Below are 15787 nucleotides of genomic sequence, written 5' to 3' on the forward strand. Positions count from 1 at the left end.
TCAATAGCTATATAACTGAATATTTTATAAATCTATTTTTCCTCTTCGTCCATCTTTTCAAGCGATTCCTTTGCATCATAGAAATTCTCGGTTAAAACATTGACACAACATTGTGTCTGCTGATTATCTGTTCTTTGTTTTATTGCAAACAAAATATTCTCATCGTTCTTATCCAGCAAACTACGCCTCTTTAATCTGCATCACATTTTCATCTCTGGATAAGCTATTTTCCTCTACTCCAATAGTAATTCTTAAATGTTCAAAGTAGCTCGATTATCATTGTAATACTTGATACCTTCCTAGAAGTTATTCACAGTCTTTCTTTTTTGTATATTTTCGACATTATTTATAGTATAACAATCTATCCACAATTTAACAATACCATTTATCATCAAATAATTAAAATCAATTACAATTATAAAAGGACGCTGTACAATATTTCTGCACAACGCCCTAGATATTAATTCCTACAGAATCTCTTTCAGCTTTTCCACTTCTTCTTTCGTCAGTGTTACCCCTTTCCCCATCTTTTCATGGTCAGGAGCCCAATCACGTATATCATATTTCGGAGCTGCATCATTCCAACTGATAAGATTCAGTTCTTTTCTCCAACCCTTTGCGTTTTCTGATAAGACTCCGATTTCTTCTATGATTTCATATTTTATATCAGCCATATACTCTCTCTTTTCCATATTTTAATAAATTCTACTTACCACGTTATATATCTTCAATTCAACAAATACAAAACGTTAGTGTAAATTATCATCTCCATCTATTACAAACAAACTCCTCAAAGTAGCCCTTACAATATTTTGATTATAATAATAAACAACTCGCTGGATTGCATTCTCGATATCAGCGTTTATTACTAATTCCTTATTATATACCAATATAAAAAGCGCATTGATATCGTTTTTAACCAGTTCTATGTACTTTTCGTCCTGTATATTTGGTATCATGAGTTCTAACAATCTTTTTATTATCTGTTTACGTTTTTCTTCATCAACTATGCAAGAATATTTTTCAGATATATACTTGATAACACAAATATGCCAAGGATTCTGAAAACGATATTTTATTGCATTTTCAATTATATTTAATAGATTCTCTAAATTTAAATCTAATTGAGTAATCAATGTAAATATTGATATAGCTTCAATCCCCAAATTCATAAATTCAACTGATTTTATAAGGAAAATATCCTCTGTTACTAAATAAGCTTTCTCTTCTTCTACTAGACACATTGCATAATAATCACAATCCCCCAACATTTTTCGCATATCTTCAATTGATATCCCAATCTCCTTTATTGGTTCAGATGCACTTTCAATATTATTCAATGCGTAAATATATTCATAAATATCAAGCGCTTTTTGTAATTCCTTTTCCTTAACATCTTCTGATACTTCATTTCGATATAATTTGTCTTCTTGTTGAAATATGCTTGTTACATCATCTTTATTATAATATTCTATTTTTGCTTCGTAATCGTGTCTATTACTATTTGAAGTAACACTTTCAACATAAATATCCTTTAATACAGTCAATTTATCAATAGGCACACCTAACAGATATAGCATTAAACTAGCACTATATGTAACCACTATTGGCCTATCTTCAATTTCTATATCAGCTTTTAAATAAGTATTCCAGATAGTAACTGACTCATTTAATAATAGATATTCTATAGTATCTGATAAACATCTAAACATTCCGCTTATGCTATAAAATGAAATAGGTATTCCGTCTCTCGGCTCACTATATAAAGCAATAAGATTATTCTCTGTTCTATCTGATGGAGTATAAGTCTTTAGAATACTTACAAGTTCCGACATATCCCCATCCTGTCCCAAATGTCCGGCAATAATGCCTTTCATTTCATCCAGTTTTCTCAAGCAATATTGAAAAAGGAATTTATCAGTTTGCAAAATATTATCAACCACATATTCTTTTCCATCTAAATTTACCTTATCATCTTTTTTCTTTCTAAGTAACTTGACTCCAGCTTGACTTCGCACAAAATAATGTTCCGCATCAGCAAATTTACTCCTACTGCCAGGCAACATATTTTCATCATTATAGAAACTTATGATTCTATTTTCATTACCATATTTTAAAAACACTGTAGATGTATCATCCACTCTTTCTGGGTCATCTGTATTTTTACTATTAGGTTGCAGTAACACAGCCATTAAATAAGCATTGTACACTTCCTTCACGTACTCATCACTGGTCAAAAGACTTTTCGTAATATAGCGCCTTTGATTTTGCTTATCACCTAGGTAATCATAAGCTCCTGCAATCATATATAACATTTGTGTATCATTAAACTGCTTTGCTGATTCTAATATTGCCAAATCCAAATTTCTATTATTATGTATTGATAAATATAGAAGATTCAGAATTGTATTATACTTATTAGGATTCAATGAAAAGGCATACTTAAAGTTTTTTATTGCTTCCAATTGATACCCTTTACTCTGCAATATCATCGCTTTAATTTCATAAATATCTGAATCATTGTAACCATTCTCTAATAGATTAACCACCTTGGTTAATAAAATGTCACGCTCTTCTTCATAATAATCAAAAATCACCTTACAAAGGATTATATCAATAATTGGTACATAACTATATTTTTCTAATACTGGACGCACTGCTTGATGAAAACCGCTATTTATACAAAGATAAGAAAATTCCTGTAGTCCATAGACTTGTATGAATTTCATTTCTCCGCTTACTAACTTCTTACATACCTCATTTACTAATACTTCATCCATTTGCAGTTTTAATATTATAAGGTAAAATTCTAATTGATTATTATATTCATTATTGCATTTTGAAATATTGATTTTTATTTCTTTATTACTTTTTTTACCTTTAAAGCAATCGTAATATATATGTACTGCAATAATATTTTTTCTAAGAAGATATAGATGCTCATCCCAATAGTTATTTAATTCTTCAATCGAAAAAATATATTTAGTAAAGACCATATTTAGTAAGACAAACTGTTGATTTTCAGTCGCAAAATCTAACAACTCAAATTTATCAATACAACATTTACCGTTATTAAGTATTCCTTCATAGTATAGTGATTTAATTTCTATATCAGATTTAAGACTTTCACTCAATTGGTCATATTCATACACCGCAATCTCATTATTTATAACCTGAGCTAAAGAAAACATTTCAACCAAATAAGTCTTGCAAAGTACATCCGCACAATTGTAATAAATTATTTTCAAGCCAAGCAGTTCCTTATAAATTTCTTGTAATTCTTCGGTGTGATATTGATTACCTCTTGAATATAATTCCTTTGCTTTCCGAATTAAATATTTAAACCGATATTCGAAATCACTAACCGGAAAAATTTCTTGTAGTACTTCTGATAAATTTAAAATACCAACTTCTTTTTCTATACACCTAAATATAATTTGTTTTTGCAGATATTGATACTCGCAAGAGGAATATTTAACTTCAAATTTAATAATATTATTTTCCCCTTCTTTTGTTGAAACTGTTTGATATAGTAATTCATAATTTTTTTCTAACAATATATTAAGAATATAAATTAAATTGCCATCAGTGGCTATATCAATTAATTTCTTAATTTCTTTATCCCTATCAAGATACAATATTGCAATAAAAGCTAAAGAAGCGTTTTTCACTATATCCTCTTTTATTTTCTTAATTTCATTAAGGTATCTTTCAATGTTTTTTTCTTCATAAAAGTACCATAAAAAGCAAACGTTGATATAAATACTTAAATCATTATTACTAACTATTTTTTCAATATTTTTTACAGCATCAAACTCACCTTTATGGATATACCCATCAATAATTGATACTATATTTTTAAAATCTAATCCAGGTAAATACTGTGTTAATTCATCTCGTAATTTTTGTATTTCCTGACTTGTAGACTTATCCACTTGTTTTATACTGCTATTGATACTGTTTATTATATCTGTTGCCTGTAAATTCCCTAGTAAAATATTTTCTTCTGTAAAGTCTTTACTTTTAAATGTACTTATCAAATTAAGCAAATTATCTATGAACGTAACAATGAGTTCATTATTTTTTGCCTTTGAGTAAAACAAAGATTTACTAATTATAGTACTGTATGCTTTTTCCCTATCCTCTTTTTCAATCTTAAAAAAATATGCATATATATCAGTCATAAATACATTATTTAGATAATCGTTTAGACCCTCAAAGTCAATCTCATAATCTAAAGGTAGGTTTTCGAATTTAGCGTTGAATTCCTTCTCAACAAAATCTTTTATTCTCTTCCTAAGCTCCATTTCATTGTGCAGCTTCTTCCCTTTTTCCATTAACACATTAAATCCAAATTCACTAAATGCATCTAGTAAATCATCTTTACCCACAAACATCATCTCCCAACACTTAAATTCCTATTTTTCCCCACCAGTAAAAAATCCAATATCTCTCTATATCTCCATATATAACTTAATTATTTCTAAAATTTCTGTAAGCGCGTATAGCACAGTTCTATCTGCTTATAGACAAATCGCAAAGCGTTTATTCAAATAACTAAACTAATTTAAAATATTCTGCCACCTCTCATTATATCTTATCACTACTCTAAATTCAAACTTTCTTACATATTTCAACATGAAATATTTGTATGACTCAAATTATTTAAAAGTTGTCAAAACCGAAGAATATGCTAACTACAAAATGGAAGTAACTCTTGTATCATATGAAAATATACAAAAGCTAGATAATTACCTAGAGAAATATCACAACTGTATTATTACACCAATTGGAGGACGTCCTAAGAAAGTAACTAATGATGTTCTTAAGAATCTAATCAAGGATTCCACTACTATGAAACTCACAGAAATGGCAGAAAAATATGGATTATCAAAGTATTACATTTCTAAGGTTCTAAAGGAATCTGGAAATCCAAAAAGAAAAAGTAAATAATACGAAAATATACAAAATTTCATATGACAAGTATCCAATTATGTCATATTAGATTATAAAACAAAACACGAAGTGAGAAACAAAATTATGGATTTATAAAATATTAAAAGAAAAATTGTTAAAACAATAAGCTTTGAAAACGTTGCAGAGGATTATGGGTATGATATGGACCTTGAATATGTAGATTTTGGCGATGGTCAGTTACGCAAACATTATTGGCTCGCTGATAATTTTAACCATGTTAAAGTTTGCGTATGGGTAGGTGGAAATCCGGATGACTCTATCGAAAAAGAAGAAAAACATATAAAAGAAGATATCAAGAAAAACATAAAAGGCTATGCAGCTGCATTGGAAGCTGCAGCTGAAATTATTAATAATGATGATTACTTTGATAGCGATGATGAAGAGGACGACGACGAATAAATTCAAAACATGCATAATTTATAGCAGGAGCTCATCTCCTGCTATTTTTTTAAATATCAAACACCACTTTCAATCATAATATTCATAGAAAGCAAAACAAAAATGATAATAACAAACATAAAACATTTTGCTTTCTATCCTAAACCTAATTACATAGAACTAGGGCTCCTGTAACTAAGCTACGAGAGCTCTTTTTCTGTCTATTAATGCAAGTTATGATTACAGCTTCTTTTCCTCGAATACAATACTTGCCAGATATCGTTCCCTGTCCTCTTCTCGGATTTTGAAATTTCTAGGGAGCAACTTTCTTTCCTCTAACATTTTCTGATACTGTTCAAAACTTAGAACCGGAACTTCAATTTTGGTGTTATCATTTTTTTCGCTCATTTACAATACCTCCTCAAATTCTTTCGATTTCTTCTTTGGTATAATTGGAAAATACCTGCTGAATTGTTTCCATCGGTAAATTTTCATTTTTCATATTTTTAATAACCATATCACTGTATTCTCGCTCACTCTCCTCTTTAGCATCGTTGAAAATTTTCACAGCAAAATTGTCTGGGTCATCTGCATGTTCCTCTCGATACTGTTTCCAAAATTCCCTGTTATGATTTTTCTCCCGAATTACAGAAGCTTCAACCTCAATCTCATCGATTTCTTCCTTTGTTAATTTGGAGAATGCCTTATATATAACATTGATGTCAACACTCTCAATTAACAGCTTTTTTACAATATCTTTAAGCTCATGGCTGACAGCTTCATTTATGTACTTGTCAATTTCTTCAGACATATTTTCCCTCCTGATTTCTATTCTGGCATTCTTTCCTATTTTCTTATTTTTCTTCTATTATGCTCTAAATACACTGATATTCACAACCTGTAATTGTTAATGTGCATCAGAATATAGACCTTCCTAATAGCCTTATTCATTAACTCATTAAAGATTTCAGCCCCCGTCTACTGCATTACATTTCCTTGCTATTTTTCAAATGAAACACCACTGAAAATGTCATATTGATTGTATAAACAAATACGAAGGGAGATTTAGCAAATGACAAATAAAAAAGGCTACAGAAACAATTATGAATCTTTGGTACATATCGAGGATGTTACAAATGAGACAGAATTTGAAGGGCAAGAAATTTCATATCGGCTTTTAGAATTCCGAAGAATATTTTCCGGAATACCTACCGATAATTTGTATTGGGATGCGTATAATGACGGTCGCTTCCTCGTGGATAATGGAAATTGTTTGATGTTCTACTTGAACGCAGACGATATTTACTATCCTCCCAACCCTGTATCTGCTACCGAAACATACTACCGTCATCTCATCATGTGGGAAAGGAAGGAATATGATTTGTTGTTCCCGGATGTTCCAGAAGACTTCAGTATCCAATGGTTTGAGATTGCTGTGAAGAATGGTATGCCAGTGAAGATGATATATCCGATATACCAGAAATTGATTGTTACTGATGATTTTCCGTTCGAGGCGGAGGTAAAAGAGTTGATTCAGAAATCTAAAGATATGCAGTAACTACAAATAGCAGGGGCTAAGCTCCTGCTATTTTTTACTTAACATACATTCTATCTGCTCATCTCAAATATTACGAATATTATATACTGATTGACAATAAAACCATTCGTACTTAATGCAAACTAATTTATACTTGGCATTTATTTTCCTGATAATAAGCTTATTACATTTTCTTCCCATTTTAATGAATGTATAATTCTATCATAAAAATACTTGTTACTAATGATTTCTCCTTTAGTTAGCATCGAAAGCTTTTCCCAGTTCGCATTAAAAACATATGTGGCATTATTAATTCTTGGATTTTCCATAAAGAATAAGTTTGTGCCATCATGTCTGAACACCATGTAACCATTGAAGCCAGCATTACCAATTGCAATTAACTTTAAACTAAGTTTTTTAAGAATATTTATTCTTTCATGTGTTATTGATTTTCTATTCTTGGCTGGTCTTACAACTAAATCAACATACTCATGAGCCTTAGTCCATATCTCCTCACCTTCTGGCAATATAGTCCAGTCTAACCTTTTAACCTCTGGCTTAATAAATTGCTTTAACTTTGAATTATAAATCCCACATTCCTTAAAATGTTCCAGTATTAAGTTTGTTGTATGAATAATTTCATCTGAATTAGATTCATTATATGTAATTTTATCTGATACAAGGAACTTAATTCCATCGCTTTCAACTATTGTTAAATATTTATTATACGGTACAGTCTGTTCTCTTTGATATCTCTTTCTAGTAATATCAACGTAACCCGTTACTTCCTCTGTTTCTCCTCCTCCAATCCACTGTTTTCTTGTCCACTCAATAGTATAACCATACTCCTCCATAGGTAAATCCCTTAATAATATTGTGTCCCCGTTTGCATTTCTTCTTGTAACTGCTCCGATACATGCTGGAAGAATTGATTCTCCTATATTCAAGTCTTTTGTAAATCCACATTTCCAGGCATTTTCGTATTGACCTTCAGTTATCTGTACTCCAAGATAAATATCCTCTCCTTCATTCACTACAGAAAAATAATTTAGTGACCGTATTCTCTTTTTCTCAATCATGTTTTTCCCTCCAATACACTATTTATCCCAAATTTCCATCTACCATAAATATACACCAATATACATTATTATACAATATCATTTACTTGAGAATACCATAATAAATTCCAATAACGCTTTAATGGTTACTTGATATCTAACATTTATTGCTTTATTTGATTACCAGTATTATACTAATTATAGAGAGGAGGATGATATGTTTGTATCAAATATTTTTAACTAAAACCATAAATCCAAATAATATTGATTGGGGCACAACAGCTGCTTGGATTGCTTTAGCAGTCGCTATAATATCTCCTATCATTACGACTATTATCACTAATATGCATCAATCAAAAATGAAACGTTTAGAAATATTGAATAATCGAGGACTTGAAATAATTGAACGATATCTTTCTGTTACAACACGTCAAATAAATATTTTCGGGCTTTCTGATGAATATGATAAATATTACTCGCTGATATTCTTATATGTACCAAATGATTTATATAAAGCTATAGAAGAATTAGACAAACTAATACGAGACTGTGATTCTAAATCATTTCCTGACAAGGATAAATGCTTACCTTTACTACATAAAATAAGTAAATCCTTACAATACTTTAAAATATAATACTTCTTTTAATAGTTTTGTTATACATATCTAACTAAGTGAAAACGAGGAAAATGGAGTATCCACAGCTTGTTGGCACTCCATTTTTCTCAGTATCATTATTCTCTTCTCTTTTCAAGGAACAGACATTTCCTCTTCCTTAAAATAATTTACTTTCTAAGGCTAAATTAACCAAAATAGAATCCATTTATCTTAATCCTTGTATTTCCGAGTTTTATTACAACATCTGTATCTTCGGCATCAATGTCTTTATCGTAATCATCCAAGACATCAAATGTTGCACAGATTACTTCAATGCCAGTGTCTTCCCTATCAGCCTCATCATAAACTGCTACACTAGCTGCTCCCAGCTCGAGGTACGTTATGTATGGGCATGCAAACTTGTTGCATGCACTTCTGTCTTCGCAGACCACTTCATCCAATTCTGCAATTGTCATAACTTTTCCAACCCCTTTTCTTTCTAAATTTTTGATTTTTGATTTCATAATGAACTCCCTTTACCTTTCTTATTTTGTTATCTTTAATATACATGAATCCAATTAATCGAACCAATAGCAGCCCCTAATACTACGGCTTTCGTAATAATTTGCATATGATGTACTTAATACCGTGTTAATAAAGTCTTTTCTAAAAACTTCATCTTTATCAAAATATCGGCTTTTTACAATCAACCCTCTTGGGGAAATTCGATAATCTGGTCTGTCGGGTTCAACAAGATAAACAATTAATTTCAGATTATAGTCCTTCCATTTTTCCATAAAGTTTACAAAGTCATCAATGTATAACCCAGATGCCTCGAAATGTTCTCCTTCATGCTCAAAGGGACATCCATCGGGTGTATATACATCTCTTTGAATAAAATTATTATCAATAAGCTTCCTTAATACAGTAAGGTCAACCTCAACACCATCTCCGAAATATCCATATAGCTCACCGTAACTATAATCCACCCATTCCGGCCTTAAGCCTAAAATCTCCAATCTTAACTTTTCATTCATGTTCAAATCAAATATGTTCTTTTCTTTCATCATTATCATCCTGCCTTTCTTCTGTTTTTTAGCATCTATAATATGAATAAAACTGAGCATCACGGTTTTTTAGTTATATCATTTTCTAAAATCTTTCATTTACCAAGTTCTGCAGAATTTCTATTCGTGGCCTACGATACTTTATCAGAATGTCTTCATTCTTGACTATGATATCTTCAAACCAGATTCTTTGTCCGTTCTTAACTTCCACATAGTATGTATTTTTGCATCCACTGTAATCTGCTCTTTCAACAATAAATCCAGCATTCTTTAATAGTCCTGCAAATTCCGCGTCACAGAATCTGTTTCTTGACACCGCTGATATCATATCCTGAAAAGTGTTAGGTTGCTCACCTATACAAATCCAATCGTCCAGAGATAACTCTCTATAATAGAAAGATTCAAAATTTACTATCTCAACTTCTTCTGCAATTACCACTGTAATTGCATCGGCTATAACCCGAAGCGTTCTATATCCTGACATCTCAATCTTCTGAGTCCCGACCCATAGGTATCTTCTAACATTATCATTCTGAACTGTGTTCGCCACATCTTCTTCTATTTCAGAAGCAAATCCATACCTTTCTTCTAATTTTAAAATCAGCTCAACCAAATCCACTGACGATGACAAATATTCATCCATGGACGCCCACATAATTTCGGATTCAAAGAACTTGAATATCTCAGATTTGATTATCTGAATTCTTTCTACTATTTCCGCGTTCATCATTTTTCAAACTCCTTTTCTAAGGTTATTTTTGTTTGCGATTTTTAAAAATGTTACAAACGAATGATTTGTTTATTCTTATTATCAATATGATAGATTTCTTTGAAAATTAGATACTTTCAGGCCATTTTTATTATTTATCACATAAAAAAAGACGCTGGTGAGTTTGTTTCATCCAACGCCTACATTAACTATACATGTTGTATATTCAGTTTTTCTTAAAAATAACTTCTCAACCATGAATTAACGCTTTATCTGCACATTCACCAATTCGAGTTCATATCTGACTCGTAATCAGCTATTGAATCAAGCATGGAATCACAGCCATCTAGCAGCTGAAACATTCCTTGCATCCAACGATAAACATTATCAATATCTATTGGTTTATTGTTAAATTTATATTCCGCACTATATGAACATGGATAGCGGAATATATCTCCCTTTTTATCTATCAGACTAAGTTCCTTTACATATTTATCAAACAGCTTTAAAGAATTCAAATCTTCATCTTTTTCTGCAGCATAATGTTCCAACATTCCAGAGATATTTTTCCATAAATCCTTGTATAGTAAATGACTATTTCTTATTGAATAAATCTTATGATTTTCAACTCTTATTTGGGTATTTGAATACAATACTCTTTTCAAACCTAATTCAATAGCGTTCCTTAACAGAAAAATGATTGGATAAGATTCAATGGCTATATCCACTTCTTGTAACTGTTTAAAAAGAAACTCTGCCACTCTGTTGTAACCGGTAACTTGTGCATAAAAATCATTTTTCTTGATAGATGTCCATATGTAACAATTCCCATAGCCATGCCCTGCATAACGAATAAACTCCGTAGGCATTTTTGTATCAATCTCTATGATATCCTCATTTTCGATACCTGTGTCGCATTTGCTTAGTACTGTATTTGCCATTAAAAAGGCATTTCCCATATCCGCTATATCAAAAAATTTATCCTTATATATTTGAAAAAAGTCTTCAGTAAATGGATATCGGAATAAATCTGATTTTTCATCTACAGTCTCAATACTCTTCAAATAATCCTCTAACCAAGCAGATTCCTCAATATTTATAAGCATATTGTCATTTGATGATTTGTATGTGCCGAATAGTAACCAAAGATTATGCTTACACCTCTCGAAAATATCCTGAATTTCACGTTTCCTTTTTATTTCTTTACAGATAAGCGCTTTTAATAGTAATTCTAGACTCTGACGAAACATATATACCGCTGGGAAAAACCATGTATCACATTTTGCATTATCGTCAGGATGGTCAAGAATTTCTTCACATACTTTACGTGCACATTCAAAATATGCTACTGATAAGTTTTTAAAATCTACATATGGCTTCTCAGTCCATTTTATTGTTGTACTTTTTTTTGAGATATCAAAAAACGAATGATTTTCTTTAATCCAAATGAACTCTTCATCTAACACCATACATAACTCCTCCTAATCTGCATTTCCTTAACATTTACATCATAGCACATTTCTTATTTAATTTACATTAAAAAGGTTATCCTATAGCAATCAATATATTTAAGGATATTGGTGAATCCAGCCAAATAGGTTATTATACCAATACAAATAAAGATGGCTTCCTGATTAAGGAAGCCGTAGAAACTAAGATTTTCATATGTTTGTACTAATGCACTTTATTTTATTTCACTTACATATGGGATGTTATCTGTGCTTCCGTATTCAGCGTAGTAATCTTCTCTATCGGATAGGTTGTGATTAGACCAAAGCGTTTCCGATAAGAAATAATCAAAACTGTTAAGACATGCATTCCAATAAGAATCAATGTAATACCAAGTGCCGTCCACTTTTACTTTGTTCCAAGCATGCCCTTTGTATCCAGTTCCATCACCATTATCAGAACACCCTCCACAAAATAAGACTTCAATGTTTATGCATTCACATAAGAAACAAAAAGTAGTACTGTATGCTTCACAATCTCCTCCACCGTAATATCCATTAAAGATGATGCTTGAAATGTATCCGTCATAAGTATTATCTGTATTTTTATTAGCAGTAGAATTTAGGTAATTTTGAATAATTGTAATCTTTTCTCTGTCGGTCAAAGTGTCGGAATCTAGATTGTTACTGTCAATAAACTGTCTCGTCCACTGTAATGTGTTCAAGGAGTTTCCTGAATATCCAGCAAAGTTGTTTGCTTTCACTGCATCTACTGGAGCAAGAACGTTAATACCTTGTCCTACAATAACTTTAATTGATTTGGTAACGCCATTAATTGTAACAGACAATGTAGTCCTACCGTCCTTTAATCCATGAATTTCAATACCATAATAATGGTCAAGGTCAAGTGTAGAAAATGCACCTTCTGCTGTCGCAACGCTTGGGTCGGAAGATTTTACAGTAATATCATCTGCTGCTAATAAATAATTATTGGCAAAATACACTTCTCTGTATTTTTCCACTTCAACATTCACTTCTGAAACAGCAAATCCAGGAAACGAAGATTTTGTTAATACAGCATTCATAGATACAGTTTCGATTTTCTTGCCATGAACATAAGCGGTAACTTTAAAACTTCCTGCCTTTGTAGCTGTTACTTTACCAGCACTACTTACTGTTACTCCAGTGTTCCCAGACACCTTGTAAGTAAGTTTCATTGCTTTCATAGCAGCAGCACTATAAGTATCAGAAGTAGGATTTAAGCTTACTGCTTTTCCGTTTACAGTGACTTTACTACTGGATGGGTCAAGATAAATCTTAGATGGATTTACTACAGTGACTTTACATTTATAAGTAACTTTGTTTACAGTTGCCTTGATGGTAGTTGTACCACAAGCAACAGCGGTTACTTTACCAGATGTTGATACAGTTGCAATTTTTTTGTTATCAGTGCTCCAAGTAACCTTCTTAGAAGTCCCTGTCACTTTTAACGTTGTTGTTTCTCCTTTTACAAGATAATCAGTTGTTTTATTTATACCCACTATAGTTGCTGCAGAGACTGTTAACGCACTGCTCATATTAGTGATAGATACTACGAGGAATACGAACATAATAATTTTCTTTAATTTGTTACCCATAATTTTTCTCCTTAATAACCCGCTTATATAAATCATGGTATCATCCCATATCGGAAGACAATCATATTTTCACGAATTTCATACATTTTATCAAACATCTCATCTCTGTATTTTATTAATATGAAGGATACTATACTTACAAAAATGATAACAACTGCTTCGGGCCAATAAGAAAGTGCCTTTGACGTCGACATCTGATGCACCTCGATAATTGGAAGAATATCTTTAAATGCAAGTATTAGTACTCCAATTCCTTCTAAGGCTAGAACGACAAATCCAATGAATACTGAAGCCAATGACAGACCTGTTGTTACAATAATTGCAATGCTTCCAAAAAATGCCCGTAACGGCCAAGTAAGTATAATCAGAAATAATATAGCTCCCTTGCTATCACATATAATATCCGGGGCTTCCGGACAATTATCCCTCATTCTAATCAAATTATTATGTACCTTAAAAGCCTCATCACGAAAACCAATATAACTTTTTGCCTTATAGAAATATGTAACATATTTTCTAATCCGATTAAGAGCCAATAAATAAGGCGTACTTAAAATAGCAATTGAAATCCACTGAATCATTTCTTCACTGATTTCTTCTTTTAGATTCTTTACGCTATACGCATATATAGCTATGAATACGGCTAAGAAAGCCAATTCTCTTATAAAACGTTTCAAAAAGCTGTTAAGTAAGTCGAATTCACCACTTCCGACATATTTTTCATTTCCAAAAATAGTCATATGATATTCTTCATATTGAATCCTGCCGCCTCTGATGGAACCTCGAATTGCAGAATACATATAAATTATTATTTCTGTCAGAAAGGCAGCCCAGAATATTCTTGCTGCCAGTGTGCCTTTACGGGAGCTGTAATACCATATGATAGCCCCCATAATAGCTAGTCGAACAAATATTTTGCATAGAATCTTTAAGCTGTTCCAGATACTGCTTCGCATCAATCTTTCTTCACTTGAGTAACATTCTTTCATTAGTGATTTCAGCATATTTCACCTCCCTATTGTTACTGATATCGATTAATAAATCAAGGGTAGAAAGCATAACATATGATTCTACCCTTGGTATCTTTACTTTTAACAGTATAAAATTCTAAGAAGATTCATTACTTAATTTTCAATGCATATGTGATATTAGTAGGTGAAGAATAGCTACTGTTCGCTTTTACCACAACATAGTATTTTTTGCCCTTAGATGCTTTAAAACTTATTGTTTTATCTGTTGTTATATCTGAAACAGTTTTGATTTCCTTTTTAGAAGAATCATAAATAGTTATTTTCCATCCATTTCCTACATCATCTGTATCAATTTTAAATGTGGTTTTTATTGTCCCTGTCTTTTTCGCGGTATAGGAATAGTAATCAACATCCTCTGAATTGTAAAGATTCCCATATTTTGTTGTATTTGTTTTCAATGAGATTGCCTTACTGTAAGAATCATTTTTTTCCTGTTCCCAATTAGTACTCTTCTTTGCATTGACAGTTAATGAATATTGTTTACCTACAGAATGCCCATATAAATTATCGTATTCAACCTTATAATAAAGAACAGTCCCTTTTTTAAAATTATATGTATTTGAATTATCTGTATAGCCTTCGTTTCTTCCAGATTCCAATACATTAAATGACGAGTCATAAACAGTTAAATACCATGAACCATCTTCTGATGACAAATTTTTAAAAATAAAATTGTAATAGCCAGTTATATCAACGGTATATTTATAAAAGTCAACATCATCACTCGAATATAAATTTCCATTTAATTCTTTATTCTGATTAATAATTGTTGCTGTAGATTTTGTATCATTATACTCTTTTTCCCAGGTATCGTCTGAAGTTGCATTAACTTTTAATGAATATTGTTTATCTACCGAATGCTCATATAAATTATCGTATTCTACCTTGATGTATAAGTCTGTTCCTTCTTTAAAATCATATACCCCTGTAGTTAACGTGTATCCTCCGTTTCTTTCAGATTCCAACACATTAAATGATGAGTCATAAACCGTTATATACCATGAACCATCTTCTGATGACAAATTTCTAAAAATAAAGTTGTAATAGCCAGATACATCTACCGTATATTTATAGAAATCCACATCATCTTTTGATGATAGAACGCCAGTTACCTCTCCTGCAGAACTTAATGATGTTGCAGTACCTGAAGTATCATTATTATCTGTACTACTTGTAGCATCTGCCGCGTATGCCATATTCGGAACCACCGAAATAGCTAAAGCAAGGGTTAATAGTGCTGTTAAAATTTTCTTTCCGTAAGTTTTCATGTAAATTTCCTCCCTTTTGTGTTTTTCATTTTTTATTTGTTTTGAATCGCATTTACTGTCTTATCTGTATTTCCTTTTATA

At 31.3% G+C, this 15787-nt stretch carries 17 protein-coding genes; 4 read left to right on the forward strand and 13 right to left on the reverse strand.

All coding sequences use genetic code 11. The features are described 5' to 3' along the window. Positions 1-32 precede the first annotated feature (32 nt). The 3 genes from BUB90_RS23700 to BUB90_RS21175 form a co-directional block, all read right to left on the reverse strand. Positions 33-179, reverse strand: a complete 147-nt coding sequence (locus BUB90_RS23700) for a hypothetical protein (protein ID WP_170865556.1) — start codon at positions 177-179, stop codon at positions 33-35. Positions 180-467: 288 nt separating this feature from the next. Continuing rightward, the gene (locus tag BUB90_RS21170) at positions 468-674 is read right to left on the reverse strand and encodes a YdbC family protein (RefSeq protein ID WP_073291246.1); all 207 of its coding nucleotides are present in this window, start codon (positions 672-674) and stop codon (positions 468-470) included. A 75-nt stretch (positions 675-749) separates the two neighbouring features. Next, positions 750-4391 (reverse strand): hypothetical protein, encoded by a 3642-nt coding sequence (locus tag BUB90_RS21175; protein WP_073291248.1) that lies wholly within the window; start codon positions 4389-4391, stop codon positions 750-752. Between the two features lie 313 nt (positions 4392-4704). Between BUB90_RS21175 and BUB90_RS21180 the strand changes: the two genes are divergently transcribed. Beyond that, positions 4705-4953: a hypothetical protein gene (locus BUB90_RS21180; protein WP_073291250.1), complete on the forward strand. Its 249-nt coding sequence runs from the start codon at positions 4705-4707 to the stop codon at positions 4951-4953. 165 nt (positions 4954-5118) lie between these two features. Next, a complete protein-coding gene (locus BUB90_RS21185; protein WP_073291252.1) occupies positions 5119-5376 on the forward strand; it encodes a hypothetical protein in 258 nt (85 codons plus the stop codon). Positions 5377-5595: 219 nt separating this feature from the next. Here BUB90_RS21185 and BUB90_RS23705 read toward each other — a convergent pair whose 3' ends face one another. Both BUB90_RS23705 and BUB90_RS21190 read right to left on the reverse strand, forming a co-directional pair. Further along, on the reverse strand, positions 5596-5763 hold the full coding sequence (locus BUB90_RS23705) for a hypothetical protein (RefSeq protein ID WP_170865557.1): 168 nt from the start codon (positions 5761-5763) through the stop codon (positions 5596-5598). Positions 5764-5776: 13 nt separating this feature from the next. Then, positions 5777-6166, reverse strand: a complete 390-nt coding sequence (locus BUB90_RS21190) for a hypothetical protein (RefSeq protein ID WP_073291255.1) — start codon at positions 6164-6166, stop codon at positions 5777-5779. A 261-nt stretch (positions 6167-6427) separates the two neighbouring features. Between BUB90_RS21190 and BUB90_RS21195 the strand changes: the two genes are divergently transcribed. Then, positions 6428-6913 carry a hypothetical protein gene (locus tag BUB90_RS21195; RefSeq protein ID WP_073291257.1) on the forward strand — a complete coding sequence of 162 codons (486 nt, stop codon included), beginning with the start codon at positions 6428-6430 and terminating at the stop codon, positions 6911-6913. Between the two features lie 140 nt (positions 6914-7053). On the opposite strand, the gene BUB90_RS21200 is transcribed toward BUB90_RS21195, so the two are convergent. Then, positions 7054-7971 carry a hypothetical protein gene (locus BUB90_RS21200; protein ID WP_073291264.1) on the reverse strand — a complete coding sequence of 306 codons (918 nt, stop codon included), beginning with the start codon at positions 7969-7971 and terminating at the stop codon, positions 7054-7056. A 200-nt stretch (positions 7972-8171) separates the two neighbouring features. On the opposite strand from BUB90_RS21200, the gene BUB90_RS21205 reads away from it, so the two are divergent. Beyond that, positions 8172-8585, forward strand: a complete 414-nt coding sequence (locus BUB90_RS21205; protein ID WP_073291266.1) for a hypothetical protein — start codon at positions 8172-8174, stop codon at positions 8583-8585. 167 nt (positions 8586-8752) lie between these two features. Here the strand turns inward: BUB90_RS21205 and BUB90_RS21210 are convergent, their stop codons facing one another. The 7 genes from BUB90_RS21210 to BUB90_RS21240 all read right to left on the reverse strand — a co-directional run bounded on the left by BUB90_RS21210 (position 8753) and on the right by BUB90_RS21240 (position 15706). Beyond that, positions 8753-9070 carry a hypothetical protein gene (locus tag BUB90_RS21210; RefSeq protein ID WP_073291269.1) on the reverse strand — a complete coding sequence of 106 codons (318 nt, stop codon included), beginning with the start codon at positions 9068-9070 and terminating at the stop codon, positions 8753-8755. A gap of 54 nt (positions 9071-9124) precedes the next feature. After that, entirely contained in the window at positions 9125-9613 is a 489-nt protein-coding gene (locus BUB90_RS21215; protein WP_139241835.1) for a hypothetical protein, read from the reverse strand. An 85-nt stretch (positions 9614-9698) separates the two neighbouring features. Further along, positions 9699-10343, reverse strand: coding sequence for a hypothetical protein (locus BUB90_RS21220; protein ID WP_073291274.1), 645 nt, complete (start codon positions 10341-10343; stop codon positions 9699-9701). A gap of 260 nt (positions 10344-10603) precedes the next feature. Then, positions 10604-11791, reverse strand: coding sequence for a hypothetical protein (locus BUB90_RS21225; RefSeq protein WP_073291276.1), 1188 nt, complete (start codon positions 11789-11791; stop codon positions 10604-10606). Between the two features lie 215 nt (positions 11792-12006). Continuing rightward, entirely contained in the window at positions 12007-13407 is a 1401-nt protein-coding gene (locus BUB90_RS21230; RefSeq protein ID WP_073291278.1) for an Ig-like domain-containing protein, read from the reverse strand. Positions 13408-13439: 32 nt separating this feature from the next. Next, positions 13440-14411, reverse strand: coding sequence for a hypothetical protein (locus tag BUB90_RS21235; RefSeq protein WP_073291280.1), 972 nt, complete (start codon positions 14409-14411; stop codon positions 13440-13442). A 116-nt stretch (positions 14412-14527) separates the two neighbouring features. Further along, positions 14528-15706 (reverse strand): hypothetical protein, encoded by a 1179-nt coding sequence (locus tag BUB90_RS21240; RefSeq protein WP_073291282.1) that lies wholly within the window; start codon positions 15704-15706, stop codon positions 14528-14530. Positions 15707-15787 lie beyond the last annotated feature (81 nt).

Origin of the sequence: Anaerosporobacter mobilis DSM 15930 (assembly GCF_900142955.1) — a bacterium.
Lineage (GTDB): Bacteria > Bacillota > Clostridia > Lachnospirales > Lachnospiraceae > Anaerosporobacter > Anaerosporobacter mobilis.

Excerpts from the sequence above, each read along its gene's own strand:
- BUB90_RS21170 (WP_073291246.1), bottom strand. The coding sequence starts at position 674 with ATGGCTGATATAAAATATGAAATCATAGAAGAAATCGGAGTCTTATCA.
- BUB90_RS21180 (WP_073291250.1), top strand. The coding sequence starts at position 4,705 with ATGGAAGTAACTCTTGTATCATATGAAAATATACAAAAGCTAGATAAT.
- BUB90_RS21185 (WP_073291252.1), top strand. The coding sequence starts at position 5,119 with ATGGACCTTGAATATGTAGATTTTGGCGATGGTCAGTTACGCAAACAT.
- BUB90_RS23705 (WP_170865557.1), bottom strand. The coding sequence starts at position 5,763 with ATGAGCGAAAAAAATGATAACACCAAAATTGAAGTTCCGGTTCTAAGT.
- BUB90_RS21190 (WP_073291255.1), bottom strand. The coding sequence starts at position 6,166 with ATGTCTGAAGAAATTGACAAGTACATAAATGAAGCTGTCAGCCATGAG.
- BUB90_RS21195 (WP_073291257.1), top strand. The coding sequence starts at position 6,428 with ATGACAAATAAAAAAGGCTACAGAAACAATTATGAATCTTTGGTACAT.
- BUB90_RS21200 (WP_073291264.1), bottom strand. The coding sequence starts at position 7,971 with ATGATTGAGAAAAAGAGAATACGGTCACTAAATTATTTTTCTGTAGTG.
- BUB90_RS21210 (WP_073291269.1), bottom strand. The coding sequence starts at position 9,070 with ATGAAATCAAAAATCAAAAATTTAGAAAGAAAAGGGGTTGGAAAAGTT.
- BUB90_RS21215 (WP_139241835.1), bottom strand. The coding sequence starts at position 9,613 with ATGAAAGAAAAGAACATATTTGATTTGAACATGAATGAAAAGTTAAGA.
- BUB90_RS21220 (WP_073291274.1), bottom strand. The coding sequence starts at position 10,343 with ATGATGAACGCGGAAATAGTAGAAAGAATTCAGATAATCAAATCTGAG.
- BUB90_RS21225 (WP_073291276.1), bottom strand. The coding sequence starts at position 11,791 with ATGGTGTTAGATGAAGAGTTCATTTGGATTAAAGAAAATCATTCGTTT.
- BUB90_RS21230 (WP_073291278.1), bottom strand. The coding sequence starts at position 13,407 with ATGGGTAACAAATTAAAGAAAATTATTATGTTCGTATTCCTCGTAGTA.
- BUB90_RS21235 (WP_073291280.1), bottom strand. The coding sequence starts at position 14,411 with ATGCTGAAATCACTAATGAAAGAATGTTACTCAAGTGAAGAAAGATTG.
- BUB90_RS21240 (WP_073291282.1), bottom strand. The coding sequence starts at position 15,706 with ATGAAAACTTACGGAAAGAAAATTTTAACAGCACTATTAACCCTTGCT.